The organism is Sphingomonas gellani, assembly GCF_900110035.1.
Classification (GTDB): domain Bacteria; phylum Pseudomonadota; class Alphaproteobacteria; order Sphingomonadales; family Sphingomonadaceae; genus Sphingomonas; species Sphingomonas gellani.
In genome coordinates this window covers 154,771-169,275 of the sequence record NZ_FOCF01000001.1, presented here as the reverse complement: position 1 = coordinate 169,275, position 14,505 = coordinate 154,771, and the positions used below count along the sequence as shown (strand labels likewise).

The following is a 14,505-nucleotide window of genomic DNA, read 5'->3' as shown; positions in this document are numbered from 1 at the left end:
GTTGCGGTCTCAGGCAGCTTCGTCGCGCACGGCCGCCAGCGAGGGGCGCGTCGCATCACCCTCGACCCAATCGACCAACAGCATCAGCACGCGGCGGAGCGCGCGATCCTGTTCGTCGATGCGTGCTTCCAGCTCGGCCAAGCGCGCATGGTCCGCCGCTTCGTCACCGGCGAGTGGCGGGTGTTCCGCCTCCTGGTCCGACGCGGCGACCGCTTCGACAACCGTCACACGACCGGGCGACGGCAGGTCGGCGCGCAGATCGGCCACGACCGCCTCCACGACGTCGCCGTCGATCAGGTCATTCCCGGTCAGCGCCGCGTGCAGCATCAACCGGTTGGCGATGCTGTTGACCTGGCGCGGGATGCCGCCCGACGCACGATGCAGCGCGGCGAACGCGTCCGGAGTGAAGTCAGGCCGCCCTTCCCAGCCGACCACCATCAGCCGATGCGCGACATAGGCGTCGATCTCCTCGACGCCCATCGGGTCCAGATGATGGATCGCGACGACCCGCTGGCGCAGCTGTTCCAGATGGTCGGACCCGTGCAGCCGTTCCCGGAACTCCGGCTGGCCGAGCAGGATGATCTGCAACATGGCGCGGCCGCCGGCCTGGAAGTTGGAGAGCATGCGCAGCTCCTCAACCGCCGACACGGACAGCGCCTGCGCCTCGTCCACGACCAGCAGCGTGCGCCGCCCGGTCCGCGCCACGGAGTGCAGCCCCCGCTCGATCGCGACCAGCAGGTCGGCCTTTGCCAGCCCGGCCGTCGCCACGTCCAGTTGCCCCGCGACCGTGCGCAGCAGATCGTCGGCATCCAGCGCGGTGGACACAAGCCGGATCGCGTTCAGCGCCTCTGGATCGATGGTGGCGAGCAGATGCCCCATCAGCGTGGTCTTGCCCGCGCCGATGTCGCCCGTGACGACCACGAACCCCTCACCCTGTTGCAGGCCATAGCCGAGATAGGCCATCGCCTTGCGATGGGTCGCCGTCTCGAACCAGAAGGTCGGGTCCGGCGTCAGTTGAAAGGGACGGCCCGCAAGCCCGAAATGTTCCTCGTACATCACGCCTGTCCTTAGAAGGTGTAACGCGCCGCCAGCAGCACCTGCGCCGACAATTCGCTGTCGAAATCGCCGATCTGGAAGCTGTAGATGCCCACGCTGGCAATGGTGCTGACGCGGCCGAACGCATGATTGTAACTGCCCGTGGCGCCATAGGACCAGACGCCCTCCGCCAACCGGCTCGCCGGATCGTAGTAATTGACGAAGATGTTGGCGTCGACGCTGGACACTGGGCTCAGCCGGCGGCCGAAGAACGCCTGCGCGTAATAGCTTTCGTCCTCCAGGCCGTACAGCGACACGCCCGGCGTGTAGCGACTGTACAGCTTGCGGTTCACGTAACCGACGCCCAGGCCATAGCTGGTCAGGCCGCGCGTCGCGCTGACGATCCCCTCGACACCGCGCGTCCGGTATGTCGCGGTGCTGATCGATTGCAGCACCCGATTGAGACAGGCGCCCGGCGCCGCGCCGGTCGTCCCGAACACGCATCCGTTGAACTGCTGGCTATACTGGTCGCGCGCGGTGATGAAGCTGGTCGGCAGCGAGCCCAGCGAATCGCGCAACTGGTGCCCGAACGTCTCCACGCTGTCATAGACGTTGACCGCGACCCCGACAGACGGGGACGCCGCCCACGTCGCCTGCCCGACATAATAGGTGCTGTCGTAACGGCGACCCACCGCCGCCGACACCGATGTGCGCCGGTTCGGACGCCACACCACGCCTGCGTCGAAGTACACGCCATCCGTGCGGTAATCGACCCGTCGGGGCGCCGACTTGTCGGTCACGAAGCGGCCGTTGCCGTCGACCACCGGCTGTCCATCCTGGGTAAACAGCGGCGCGCGGCTGCTGGAGGTCAGCTTCTCGTATCCGATACCGCCCTGAAGCGCGAGATAGGGCGACACAGGCAGCAGAGCGTCGAGCCGGCCATACCCATCCTCGAAACGCTGATCGAGCTGGTTGGCATCCTCGCGCACATAGCCGCCACTGAGCGTCAGCCCCACCGGCAGCACCGTCCCCGGCGACGTACCCACCCGTGCGGTGACGAGATGCCCGATCGAGCGATCGTAATTGTCCAGCCGCGGCTGACCGGGAGTCAGTCCGCCCGCGCCCGGCACCTCCACCTTTGTGTAGCCGATCCGGTAATCGGCACCGACGTTCAGCGCGCCGAAGCTGTTCGCGTAGCTGGGCCCGGCATATACCGCATACAGCTGCGACACATTGTCGTTGTCGCCCGACAGCAATCCGGGCGCCGCGCCGCCAATGTTCGACCGCGTGCGTGTCGCCAGCGCGCCCGCCTCCACGCTGAGACCCGGCGCCACCAGGGCGGCGACACGAGCCAGGCCGGTGTGCACGTCGCTGTCGCCGAAATCGTCGTTCCAGGGGATGCGCCGCTCGTAGCGATAGCTGATCTGCGCCTGCGTCCGCGCGGTGGCCGCCGCGGCATCGACCCCTGCGGCGAGGTAGGAATAGGTGACGGTGTCGCCACCCTTCAGGTCGGCGAGCAGCACCTGCCCGACTTCGACATAGGGCTGAACCGCGACTTGTCCCCGGCTCGCGGGCGCGGCGGAGGTGGACGATGGGGCCGGCGACCCGGCGTCGGGAATGCCGGCCGGCTGCGCGTCGACGCCGCCGATCTGCGCGGTGGCTGGCGTGGTACATGCGACCGCCAGCAGCCCGGCGCCGGCCAGCAGGGAGCGCAGCCCGCTCACCGCCTGTCGTCCTGACCGTAATAGCTGCCGAAGCGCGCATTGCCGGACACGAACGACACGGCGTTCAGCACCAGCGAGATGTGCTCGCACGCGTCGAGCAACCCGACTGCCTGCCCAACCTCGGACTCCGGCGTCCGGTCCGCGCGCACGACCAGCATCACCTGCCCGACCAGCATCGCCAGCACAGACGCCGGGCTGGCGGCGAGTGCCGGCGGTGAGTCGAATACCAGCAGCCGATCCGGATCCGCCTCCAGCAATCGCGCGATCACCCCGCGGGTGCGGGCGGAGGCGAGCAATTCGGTGTCCATCGCGGTCCGCGCGCCTGCCGGCAGCACCGACAGATGCGGCACATCCGTGCGCACCACCAGCGTCTCCGGATCGAGCGAACCGTCGGCCAGCGCGTCGAGAAGGCCCGGCCCCTCGGTCAGGCCCAGCTGGCGCATCACATCTGGCTTCGCGAAATCCGCATCGACCAGCAGCACCTTCAGGTCCCGCTCGGCGGCCAGGCTGAGCGCCAGATTGATCGCGCAGAAGGTCTTGCCGTCCGCCGGACGGGCCGAGCACACCAGCACGGAACGCGCCTTGTCGACCGCGCCCCCTTCCACGACCCGCTCGCGGGTGGCGAGCAACTGGCGCTTCACCAGCCGGAACTCCTCCGCCAGCGGGCCGACTGGCGCGCCGGGCACGATCATGCCCGATTGCGCCAGCATCAGCCGGTCGATCGGGGCGACATCGCCGACTCCCTGTTCTGGCGCAGAACCATGGCCAAACCCGTCCGCCGGGCCGAAATGCGGCGCGAAGTCGGACTCCATCTCGTCGAACACCGGCATGGCGGCCTGTTCCACCAGATCGTCCGCTATGCCTTGGCCTTCGGTCGGGACCTCCGACGAAGACCGCTTCGGCATCGCGGGCCGAAACATGCGTCCGAAGTCGTAGGTATCCGCCGCCCTTTCGAGCAGCGACGTTCCGGCCCTGACCGGGTGATCGCTTCGCGCGTTCCTCATGCCGCCACTCCCCGTTGCAGCAGTTCGACCCCGAGCAGCAGCACATAAGCGGCGGCGAGCGCAGCCGTGCCGCCCAGGAACATCTTCATGCGACGCGCCCGGTCCTCCGACTGCTGCCGCGTCAGCACCTCTCCGATCGCGCCGATCACCGGTAGCCCGGAGGCGCGCTCCAGCCGCTCCTTGGTGGCAAATGTGGTGCGCAGCTTACCCATCGCGAAGGCTCCGCCCAGCCCGGCGCCAAGGCCCGCGATCAGAACGCCGGTCAGCAGCAGGAAGCGGTTGGGCGCAGCCGGGGCACGCGGCAGCGTCGGTTTGTCGATCACGGAGAAGCGGACCCTGTCGGTCTGGCTCTGCGCCTGGCCGCGAAGGGCGATCTGCTCACGCTGGGTGAGCAACTGGTCGTACTGGTCCTTCAGGACCTGATAATCGCGCTCGATCTGGCCCTGCTCCGCCGCCACCGCGGGGTCGCCGGCCAGTTTGGCGTTGAGCTGGTCCAGATCGCCCTGCAACTGCGCCTTGCGGATCTTCAGGCCCGCGACCTGGCTCTGCTTGTCCGCGACCATGGACTGGAGCGACGTGTACAGCGGGTTCGGCGTACCGCCGCCTGCGACGCCCGCCGGCTCCGCCTTCGCGGCGGCGGCGGCGGCGGCAAGCTGGCTGCGCAGCGCGACCACGTCGGGATGGTTGTCGGTATAGCCGCGCGCACGCGCATCGGCGATCTGCCCCTGGATCGCCGCCAGCCGGGCGCGAGCGGGTCCCCCCGCGACGCCACCGACGCCCGCCACCGTTGCCGGCGTTCCCGCCATCTGGCCCTGCACGGCCGCCAGGCTGGACTGCGCGGCGGCAAGGTCGCCGTCGACCTGCGACATCTGTGAACGCGCCGCGCCCATGCGATCACCGACCGACCCGGCCCCCGGCAGGCTGCCGAGATAGCGGTTCTGGAAATCGGCCCGCTTCCCCTCCGCATCGGCCAGCTGCTGCTGGCGCTGCGCCAGTTGCTGGTCGAGGAAGCGAAGCGACTGCGCATTGCTCCGCCGGTCGCCGGCCAGATTCTGTTCGACGAAGATGTCGATCAGCTTCTGCGTCACCTGCTGCGCCAGCCTGGGGCTGCTGGCGGTGGTGGTGATGGCGAACATGTTCTGTTGCTGCGCGTCGACCTTGATCTGCTTCGCAAGCCCGGCGACCCGGTCGGCGACATCACGGTCGGTGGACACGGTGTTGGCCAGGTCGGTGCCGCGCACCACCTTTTCCAGGTTCACCGCCGATACCAGCGTCTGACGCACGGTGTCGATGTCGCGCTGCGGGTCCGACGTGCCGCCGAGGCCGGGCAGCAGCGAGTCCATCTGCACCAGCACCCGCGCCTGCGACTCGTACCGGCTGGGCATCTGGGACACCACCAGCCAGCCCAGCACGCACGTGATCCAGGCGATGACCAGCGCCAGCCAGCGCCGGTTCCAGACCGCGTGGATCGCGATGCGCGCTTCGTCGTAGATACCGTTCACCGAGCGCGCCTCAGAACATCGACTCTGGGATGATGATGACGTCGCCCGGTTCCAGCTTCACATTGGCCGACGAATCGCCCCGCTTCAGCAGGCGCGAGATCTGCAGGGCGTATTCCTTCTGCTTGCCCGTATCGCGGTCGTACCGAACCAGCTTCGCCTTGTTACCGGCGGCATATTGCGACAGGCCGCCGACCGCGATCATCGCGTCGAGCAGCGTCATGTTGGCGCGGTACGGGATCGATGCGGGCTTTTCCGTCGCGCCGACGACGCGCACCTGCTGCGAATAGGTGCCGGAGAAGTTCTCCACGATCACCGACACGATCGGCTTGTTCACATATTCGGACAGCGCCGCCTTCATGTCGTCGGCGAGCATCGCGGGCGTCTTGCCGACGGCGGGCATGTCGTTGATCAGCGGCGTGGTGATGCGCCCGTCGGGTCGGACCTGCACCTTCGCCGACAGCTCCGGGTTGCGCCACACGAAGATGTTGAGCTGATCCAGCGGCCCGATCACATATTCCTCACCCGGCTGCTCCTTGGTGGCGACATAGCCGGCGGAGGGCAGTTCGGGCCGTGCCGTCCCGCTGCCGGCACAGGCCGACAGCGCAAAGGCGGCGAGGCCGAGAGTGAGGAACGATCGGGAAACGGGACGCATGGCCGAAAAATCTCCTCGCGGCATGTCACGGGGGACACGCGGCTTCGACCATTTGCGATACGGAGAAGAGGTGAAGATACCGTTAGGCGTGAGCGACCGCCCGCGTCAGGCGACGACCTCCGCGGCGGCGGGGTGGCCCAGGAACGCGGTCGGACTGGCTGTCGCGCCATAGGCGCCGGCCAGGAACACGGCGATCAGGTCGCCCGGTTCGGCATGCGGCAGGCCGACATGATCGCCCAGCCGGTCCAGCGGCGTGCAGAGCGGGCCGACCACGGACACCTCCTCTACTGTCTCGCTACCGATCCGCGTCGCCACGGCCAGCGGATAGTTACGCCGGACCACCGTGCCGAAATTGCCGGTTGCGGCGAGCTGATGATGCAATCCGCCATCGACGATCAGGAACGTCTCGCCCCCGCTCCGCTTCCGATCCACCACGCGGGTCAGGTACACGCCGGCCTCCGCCACCAGCCAGCGTCCGAGCTCTATGGCGAACCGCGTGTCCGCAAGAACCGCCGGTCGCGACGCAAGCGCACCGGCCAGCCCTTCTCCGACCGCCTCGACGTCCAACGCCACGTCGCCGGAAAAGTACGGCACCCCGAACCCGCCGCCCAGATTGACCAGCGGCGGCGCGGCGCCCGCCTCCTCCGACAGGCACGCGGTCAGCGCCAGGGTCGCCGCCTGAGCCTCGATCAACGCGTCGGCCGACAAGGCCTGGCTTCCGGCATAGACGTGAAAGCCGCGCCAGTCGGCGCCCGCCGCGACCAGCACGCGGACCAGCGCGGCGGCGCGATCGGCATCGACACCGAAAGGCGAGGGGCGGCCACCCATCCGCATGCCGGACCCGCGCAGTTCCAGGTCGGGATTGACCCGCACCGCCACCCTAGGCCGCACCCCGATCGCTTGCCCCAGCGACAGCGCGCGCGCCGCCTCGCCCTCAGACTCCAGGTTCAGAATCACGCCGGACCGGATTGCCGCAGCGAGCTCCGCGTCGCGTTTGCCGGGCCCGGCGAAGCTGATCGCGTCGGCCGGCTTGACCCGAACCGCCCGCTCCAGCTCGCCGCCAGATGCGACGTCTAGGCCATCGACCAGCGGCGCGACCGCGTCGAGCAAAGCGGGCAACGGATTGGCCTTGATCGCGTAATGCAGGTCGACATTCGGAAACGCGGTGCGGAAACGCGCCACGCGTGCCGCGACGATCGCGCGATCGATCACGAACACCGGCGTGCCGTGATCCTCGGCCCATGCCGGCGCTTCACGCCCGGCGATGACCAGCACGTCCCTTTGGTCGGCGAACTCGGGCGGCAGCGGCCCCATCGGCTTCATACGCCACCCTCCCCGCGCAAGGTCCGGGTCAATGCGGCCCGGTCCAGCTTGCCATTGGCGTTCCGGGGCAGCGCGTCCAGCCACAGATAGCGTGCCGGCTGCTGAAAGCTGGGCAGCACCGCCTTCAACCGCGCGCGCAGGGCCGCCTCGCCAGCCGGGTTGCCGGCCACTGCGACCGCGATCGCCTGCCCCAACCGGTCGTCCGGCACGCCGACCGCCACCGCCTCGCGCGCCTCTGCACCGTCCAGCACCGCCTCCTCGATCTCGGCGGGGCTGATGCGGTTGCCGGCGGACTTTATCATCTCGTCGTCACGACCGACGAAGCGGAGCAGGCCGTCCTGCCCCTCCACCATCGTGTCCCCCGACCACACGGCGACGCCGCCGGCCGACGACCATTCGGGTGCGGGACGGAAGCGCAGGCCGGTACGTTCCGGATCGCGCCAATATCCTTGCGCCACCAGAGGACCGGCATGGACCAGCTCCCCCGGCTCGCCGCGGTCCGCCCGTGTCCCGTCGGGACGCACCACCATTACCTCCGCGAAAGGAATGGCGGTGCCGACAGCGTCTGGGTGGACGTCGACCAGCACCGGGTCGAGAAAGGTCGATCGGAACGCCTCGGTCAGGCCGTACATCGCGTACAACTCCGCCGCCGGAAAGCGACCGCGAAGCTCGCGCACCAGCCGGGTCCCCAGCGCCCCGCCCGAATTGGTCAGGCGGCGCAGCGGACGGATCGCCGCGTCCGGCCATTCCGCGTCCAGCAACTGCACCCACAAAGGAGGCACCCCCGCCAGCGTGGTCGCGCCGACCCGCTCGACCGCCTTCACCACATCGCGCGCGGTGAGATAGTCGAGCGGCGCCACCGCCGCACCGGCCGCCCATGTCGAGAGGAGCTGGTTCTGCCCATAATCGAAGCTGAGCGGCAGAACCGCGAGCACCCGATCGTCCTGGTCGAGTTTCAGATAATTCGCAACCGAGATCGCACCGAGCCACAGATTGGCGTGGCTCAACATCACCCCCTTGGGCCGCCCGGTAGAACCGGATGTGTAAAGCAACGCGGCCAGGTCCCGTGGGTCAGCATCGGACGGCGGCAAGGCGTCGCCCTCTCCCGCCGCCTCGTAGACGGACGCTCCCGCCGGCACATCGCCCGCCTCCAGCGTCGCGGCGCGCGCCGGCTGGGTCAGCAACGCCACCGCGTCGCTGTCGGCCAGGATATGCGCCACCTGCGCCCGGCGCAGCGCCGGGTTGATCGGCACATGCGCCATCCCCGCCCGCGCCGCCGCGAGCGGCAGCAGGCAGGCGGTTCGTGTTTTCGGCAGCCAACTGGCAATCCTGGCGCCCGGCTCCGCCAACGTGGACAGCCAGCCCGCGAGGCGCGCGACTGCTTGCTCCGCCTGCGCGAAGGTCAGCACATCATCGCGCTCGATCAACGCGACATCCTCCGGCCGGCCGCGGAGCAACAGGTGGTCGAGCGGCCGGGGAACGGGATCGAGCGGGATCATGCCGCCCTGTGTAGCCCGGCACCGTTGCCGAATTCACCCCCACAGATTATCGCGACGCATCGTTCATGGGGTGTGGGGGCATCGACGTTGATCTTCGAGGGCAGCAACGAGGTTGAGGCGGCCGTGCGCGGCGTGCTTGCCGATGTGCTGGGCCTGTTCCCCGAACGGGCGGCCGCGATGACGGATGTCACACCGCTGTTCGGTGCGATGCCCGAACTGGATTCCATGGCGGTCGCGGGAGTGCTGACCGAGTTGGAGGATCGGCTGGGCATCCTGATCGAGGATGACGAGGTCGATGGCGACATGCTGGAAAGCTTCGGCAGCCTGGTCGCGTTCGTTGCCGCCAAGAGCCTGACGTAAGGCGATCGGCCGGACATGACCGGCCATGCCGACAACAGGCTTCGCATCGACAGCTATGACTGGCGCGGAGGGCGGGAGGCGGTGTTGCGCTTCGGCCCGGATCATGGGCCGGCAGTGATCGTCGCGCTGCCGCTACTGGAAGAGGGCAACCGCACACGCAGCCTGGCCGTATCGGTCCTGCGCCTGCTGACGGATCGTGGCATCGGCGGCCTGCTGCCGGATCTTCCCGGCACCGGCGAAAGCATGACGTCGACCGAAGAGATGCGGCTGGCCAATATGCAGGACGCCTTTGCCGCCGCCGCCGCGACCCGGCCGGGTGTGCATGGCGTTGCGATCCGGAGCGGCGCGTTGATCGATCGGGCCGCGACACTTGCCGGACGGTGGCACCTGTCGCCGCAGGATGGAGCGTCCTTGCTGCGCGAGTGGCGGCGCATCGCCGGTCAGGGCGCGGACGCGCCATCCTTGGCCGTCGCGGGCAATGCGGTCGCGCCCGGTCTGCTGGAGGACTTGCGCGAGGCTGAGCCAGCGAAGCACAACGCGCGTACCCTGCGGCTCGCCAACGGAGCGGGTCGTGCGGACGGAACCCTGCCGGGATCGCCGGTCTGGCGCCATAGCGAACCACGCAACGACCCCGTGCTGGCGCAAGCCATCAGCGACGACATCGTGCGCTGGATTTTGATGTGAGGCGGCCTGTCACCTTCGACTGCGGCGGCGACCGGCTGGTCGGCTCGCTCGATCCCGCGGTTGGTCCGACCGGCCTGCTGATCGTGTCCGGCGGCAATGAAGTGCGGTGGGGAACGCATCGCGGCATGGCGATGCTGGCGGCACGTCTCGCCGCGCGCGGGATCGCCGTGTTCCGCTTCGACCGGCGTGGCGTCGGTGACTCGGAAGGGACAAACCAAGGCTGGGCCTCGTCACGGCCAGATATGGAAGTGGCGTTGGCCACCTTCCGCCGCGAACAGCCGCAGATGACCCGCGTTCTGGCGCTGGGCAATTGCGACGCGGCGACGGCGCTTGCCTGTTTCGGCGCGTCGCTTCCGCTCGGCGGGCTGATCCTGACCAACCCGTGGACCGGAGATGACGCGGACGGATTGCCGCCTCAGGCCGCGATCCGCGCCCGGTATCGTCAACGGCTGACCGACCCGATGATGTGGAAGCGCGCCGTGACCGGCCGCCTAGACTTTCGCCGGCTGTTCAGGGGCTTACGCAAGCTGTTTCATACCCGAGCACAGGATGTACCTACCCGCATGGCGACCGGCCTCCAGGCCTTCGCCGGCCCCGTTACGGTCATTCTCGCGCGAGAAGACGCGACCGCGATTGGTTTCCGCGCCTGCTGGACGCAGCACGCCTTTTCGGCCCTGCGCGACCGGGTGCACTGGTTGGAGGTCGCCACATCCTCTCACAGCTTCCAGCATGCGCCCGACACCGCCGCGCTCGAAGCGGCGGTGTACGAGGCGCTCGGCTGAGCTCCTATTCCGCCGCTTCCTTCATCTCCTCGAACTCCACCGCCTGCAGGAAGCGCTCCGCATCCAATGCCGCCATGCAGCCGGTGCCTGCCGCGGTGATCGCCTGACGATATACCTTGTCGGCCACATCACCGCACGCGAACACGCCGGGCACGCTGGTCCGCGCGGTTCCGGGTTCGACCTGGATGTAATGATCGTCGTCCAGCGCCAGGTGACCGCGGAACAGCTCGGTCGCGGGGTGATGGCCGATCGCGACGAAGCCGCCCTCCACGTCGATGCGGCTATGTTCCCCGCTCCGCGTGTCCTCCAGGTCCAGCGCGACCAGCCCGGCGGTGCCGCCGCCGTCGACGAACTCCCGCACCTCCTTGTTCCAAAGCACGGTGATGTCGGGATGCGCGAACAACCGCTCCTGCAGGATGCGTTCGGCACGCAGCGAATCGCGCCGGTGGATCAGGGTCACGTCGGGGGAATGGTTGGTCAGGTACAGCGCCTCTTCGACCGCCGTGTTGCCGCCGCCGATCACCGCCACCTTCTTGCCGCGATAGAAGAATCCGTCGCATGTGGCGCAGGCGGACACGCCCTTCCCCTTCATCGCCTCTTCTGACGGCAGGCCCAGCCACTTGGCCTGGGCACCCGTCGCGATGACCAGTGTCTCGCCCTCGTAGACGTCACCGCCATCGCCGATCAGCCGGAACGGCCGTGTCGACAGGTCGACAGAGATGATAGTGTCCCACATCATGCGCGCGCCGACATGCTCCGCCTGCGCCTGCATTTCCTCCATCAGCCATGGCCCCTGGATCACCTCGCGAAAGCCCGGGTAATTCTCCACGTCCGTTGTGGTCGTCAGCTGCCCGCCGGGCTGAATGCCCTGTACGACGATCGGCTGCATCCCCGCTCGCGCGCCATAGATCGCGGCGGACAGGCCGGCCGGGCCGGAGCCCAGAACAAGCATGCGGGTGGAATGGGTGGTCATCGATGGGTCCCGAACGAAAGAGTCGAATGATGATCTAGGGCACCGGGCCATCATTTTGAACCATACGAAATTCCTGTCACCGGGCATCCAAACCGCCGACGGCTCGTTCCCACGCGAAGCGGAGGATCAGGCGAATGAGCGGCAGCAAGATTCCGGCCGAGGGCGAAGGCCCGGTCGAGATCAAGGAATATACGGGCGCAGCGGGTGGCTGGGGCTCCATGAAGTCGTTGACGACAATCCTGCCCGAGGAGCGGATCGGAACCGACGCCCTCGACGCGCTTCGTCGGCAGAACAAACCCGAAGGGTTCATGTGCGTGTCCTGCGCATGGGGCAAGCCCGCCAAGCCGCACATCGCCGAGTTCTGCGAGAACGGCGCAAAGGCGACGGCGTGGGAGATGACCAGCTTCCGCGTCACGCCCGACTTCTTCCAGAAGCACAGCGTCAGCGAGCTAGACCAATGGCCGGAACATGACCTGGAACAGGCCGGTCGCCTGACCCACCCAATGAAGTACGACGCCGCCACCGACCGTTATGTCGCGGTCAGCTGGGCAGACGCGTTCGAGGGCATCGGCGCGGCGATGAAGCGGTCGGAAGCGAAGAAGGTCGTGCTCTATTCCTCCGGCCGCGCCAGCCTGGAGGCGTCGTACATGTACGCGCTGTTCGCCCGCATGTGGGGGCAGCAGAACCTGCCCGATTCCTCCAACATGTGCCACGAGACCACATCGGTCGGACTGAAGAACGCGATCGGCAGCCCGGTCGCCACCATCCAGCTGGAAGATTACGAGAAGTGCGACGCGATCTTCGCGTTCGGGCAGAATGTCGGCACCAACGCGCCGCGTATGCTCCACACGCTCAGGGATTGCGCGAAACGGGGGGTGGAGATCGTTACCTTCAACCCGTTGCGCGAACGGGGGTGGGAGCGCTTTACCGACCCGCAGAACCCGATCGAGATGGCGACCGGCAAGTCTACGCGGATCTCCAGCCAATATCACCAGGTCCGCGCCGGAGGCGACATCTCCGCGATTCTCGGCATCTGCAAGCTGAGCATAGAGGCGGATGATGCCGCCCTTGCCGGTGGCGGCGAGCGGGTGCTGGACCAGCACTTCATCGACCAGCATACCGTCCGCTTCGAAGAGTTCGCCGCCTTCTGCCGCGCCGCGGAGTGGGACGACATCGTGCGGGAAAGCGGCCTGACGCGTGCGGCGATCGAGGATGCGGCGCGAGTCTACATCAACGCCAAGGCGGTGATCGCGGTTTACGGCATGGGGATCACCCAGCACCGTTTCGGCATGGACAGCCTGTACATGCTGACCAACATGCTGCTGCTGCGCGGCAATATCGGCCGTCCCGGCGCAGGTCCGGGTCCGGTTCGGGGCCACAGCAACGTGCAGGGTCAGCGCACGGTCGGCATCACCGAAAAGACGGAACTCGCCCCCGTCGACCGGCTGAAGGCGCTGTACCAGTTCGATCCCCCGACCGAAAAGGGTTGGGACACGGTGGAAAGCTGTCGCGCGATCCTGTCGGGCGAGTGCCAGGGGTTCGTGCAGCTCGGCGGCAACTTCCTGCGCGCGATCCCGGATTACGGCCGAATGAAGGAGGCGTGGGCCAAGCTGCCGTTCACCGTCCACATCGCGACGAAGCTCAACAAGTCGCACCTCGTGCCGGGCAAGGAGAGCTGGATCCTGCCATGCCTCGGACGGTCTGAACTGGATATACAGGGCAGCGGCCGTCAGGCGGTGTCGATCGAGGATTCGTTCAGCCACATCTATGGCTCAATCGGGAAGGCGACACCCGCCGCCGACACGCTGTTGTCCGAACCGGCCATCGTCGCCGCCATCGCGAAGCAGGTGCTGCCTGAAAACTCCAACGTCCCCTGGGACGCCTGGGTGGCGGATTACGGCAAGGTCCGCACCGCGATCGAGAACACCTATCCCGACAAGTTCGGCAATTATAACGAGCGGCTGTTCCAGCCCGGCGGGTTCTGGAAGGGCAACCCCGCATCCCATCGCAAATGGGAAACCAAGAGCGGCAAGGCGGAATTCAACGTGCCGCGCGCGCTGAACTCCAGCGGGTTCCAGGACAAGGACGGGCGTTTTCGCCTGGTGACGTTGCGCTCCAACGACCAGTTCAACACGACCATCTATGGCTATGACGACCGCTTCCGCGGCATCAAGGGCACACGACAGGTGGTGATGATAAACGTCGCGGACCAGCAGCGCCTCGGCGTGAAGGACGGCGATATCGTGGCGCTGGTGTCCGACGCGGACGACGGGATCGAACGGATGGTCGACGGGCTGCGCGTCACCAACTACAACCTGCCCGACGGCACCATCGCCGGATACTATCCCGAACTGAACGAGTTGATCCCGCTGGAGCATCACGCACTCGAAAGCCACGTGCCGGCTGGCAAGTCGGTGCCGGTGCGGGTGCGGACCGGATCATGACCCGCCTGCTCGGCGCGGTCCTGGCCGGGGGGCGGTCGAGCCGGTTCGGATCGGACAAGGCGATCGCGTTATGGGACGGCAAGCGCCTGCTCGATCGGGCCCGTGGCCTGCTCGACCCGTGGTGCGACGATGTGGTCGTGGTCGGCCGGGACGGAGGTATCGCCGATCTGCCCAGTCCCGGCCTGGGCCCGCTGGGCGGTATCGCGGCGGCGCTGGATCATGGCGCGACACGTGGCTTTCGCTGCGTCCTGACCATCAGCTGCGACATGCCGCGCGTGCCCAAGGAGGTATTCGAAGCACTGTTGCGCCGCGGGCCTTCCTATTGCGTGGAAGCGCCGGTGCTGGGTCACTGGCCGGCTGCACTGGGCGCGCAACTGCTCTCCTATCTGGAAACGGGGCCTAGCCGCTCGGTCAAGGCCTGGGCGCAATCGATCGGTGCACTGCCGATCGATGCGGAGGTGCCGATCGCCAACATCAACACGCCTGCGGACCTGCTCGCCCTGTGACGGATCTGGGCGGCAGC

At 67.8% G+C, this 14,505-nt stretch carries 13 protein-coding genes; 5 read left to right on the top strand and 8 right to left on the bottom strand.

The window, feature by feature from the left end; all coding sequences use genetic code 11:
- Positions 1 to 9 precede the first annotated feature (9 nt).
- From BMX37_RS00895 to BMX37_RS00865, 7 genes are all read right to left on the bottom strand, one after another.
- Positions 10 to 1,056, bottom strand: a complete 1,047-nt coding sequence (locus tag BMX37_RS00895) for an ExeA family protein (protein ID WP_093663598.1) — start codon at positions 1,054 to 1,056, stop codon at positions 10 to 12.
- Between the two features lie 11 nt (positions 1,057 to 1,067).
- Positions 1,068 to 2,759, bottom strand: coding sequence for a hypothetical protein (locus tag BMX37_RS00890; RefSeq protein WP_093663597.1), 1,692 nt, complete (start codon positions 2,757 to 2,759; stop codon positions 1,068 to 1,070).
- Positions 2,756 to 3,763: a P-loop NTPase family protein gene (locus BMX37_RS00885; protein ID WP_093663596.1), complete on the bottom strand. Its 1,008-nt coding sequence runs from the start codon at positions 3,761 to 3,763 to the stop codon at positions 2,756 to 2,758. The genes BMX37_RS00890 and BMX37_RS00885 overlap by 4 nt, the downstream gene beginning before the upstream one ends.
- The gene (locus tag BMX37_RS00880) at positions 3,760 to 5,265 is read right to left on the bottom strand and encodes an XrtA system polysaccharide chain length determinant (protein ID WP_093663595.1); all 1,506 of its coding nucleotides are present in this window, start codon (positions 5,263 to 5,265) and stop codon (positions 3,760 to 3,762) included. Before BMX37_RS00880 ends, BMX37_RS00885 begins: the two co-directional genes overlap by 4 nt.
- A gap of 10 nt (positions 5,266 to 5,275) precedes the next feature.
- Complete coding sequence (locus BMX37_RS00875) at positions 5,276 to 5,917, bottom strand: XrtA/PEP-CTERM system exopolysaccharide export protein (protein WP_093663594.1); 642 nt, start codon at positions 5,915 to 5,917, stop codon at positions 5,276 to 5,278.
- Between the two features lie 105 nt (positions 5,918 to 6,022).
- Positions 6,023 to 7,240 carry a pyridoxal-dependent decarboxylase, exosortase A system-associated gene (locus BMX37_RS00870; RefSeq protein WP_093663593.1) on the bottom strand — a complete coding sequence of 406 codons (1,218 nt, stop codon included), beginning with the start codon at positions 7,238 to 7,240 and terminating at the stop codon, positions 6,023 to 6,025.
- On the bottom strand, positions 7,237 to 8,739 hold the full coding sequence (locus BMX37_RS00865) for an AMP-binding protein (RefSeq protein WP_093663592.1): 1,503 nt from the start codon (positions 8,737 to 8,739) through the stop codon (positions 7,237 to 7,239). Before BMX37_RS00865 ends, BMX37_RS00870 begins: the two co-directional genes overlap by 4 nt.
- Before the next feature lie 87 nt (positions 8,740 to 8,826).
- Between BMX37_RS00865 and BMX37_RS00860 the strand changes: the two genes are divergently transcribed.
- The 3 genes from BMX37_RS00860 to BMX37_RS00850 are packed head-to-tail and all read left to right on the top strand — an operon-like array spanning position 8,827 to position 10,565.
- A complete protein-coding gene (locus tag BMX37_RS00860; protein ID WP_093664205.1) occupies positions 8,827 to 9,099 on the top strand; it encodes an acyl carrier protein in 273 nt (90 codons plus the stop codon).
- A gap of 15 nt (positions 9,100 to 9,114) precedes the next feature.
- Positions 9,115 to 9,783, top strand: coding sequence for an alpha/beta hydrolase family protein (locus BMX37_RS00855; protein ID WP_093663591.1), 669 nt, complete (start codon positions 9,115 to 9,117; stop codon positions 9,781 to 9,783).
- Positions 9,780 to 10,565, top strand: a complete 786-nt coding sequence (locus BMX37_RS00850) for a hydrolase 1, exosortase A system-associated (protein ID WP_093663590.1) — start codon at positions 9,780 to 9,782, stop codon at positions 10,563 to 10,565. Before BMX37_RS00855 ends, BMX37_RS00850 begins: the two co-directional genes overlap by 4 nt.
- Positions 10,566 to 10,569: 4 nt before the next feature.
- Here BMX37_RS00850 and trxB read toward each other — a convergent pair whose 3' ends face one another.
- A complete protein-coding gene (trxB, locus tag BMX37_RS00845) occupies positions 10,570 to 11,538 on the bottom strand; it encodes a thioredoxin-disulfide reductase (protein WP_093663589.1) in 969 nt (322 codons plus the stop codon).
- Between the two features lie 134 nt (positions 11,539 to 11,672).
- Here trxB and BMX37_RS00840 point away from each other — a divergent pair, with 134 nt between their 5' ends.
- Together BMX37_RS00840 and mobA are read left to right on the top strand one after the other, a co-directional pair.
- The gene (locus BMX37_RS00840) at positions 11,673 to 13,982 is read left to right on the top strand and encodes an FdhF/YdeP family oxidoreductase (RefSeq protein WP_093663588.1); all 2,310 of its coding nucleotides are present in this window, start codon (positions 11,673 to 11,675) and stop codon (positions 13,980 to 13,982) included.
- On the top strand, positions 13,979 to 14,488 hold the full coding sequence (gene mobA, locus BMX37_RS00835; RefSeq protein ID WP_093663587.1) for a molybdenum cofactor guanylyltransferase: 510 nt from the start codon (positions 13,979 to 13,981) through the stop codon (positions 14,486 to 14,488). The genes BMX37_RS00840 and mobA overlap by 4 nt, the downstream gene beginning before the upstream one ends.
- Positions 14,489 to 14,505 lie beyond the last annotated feature (17 nt).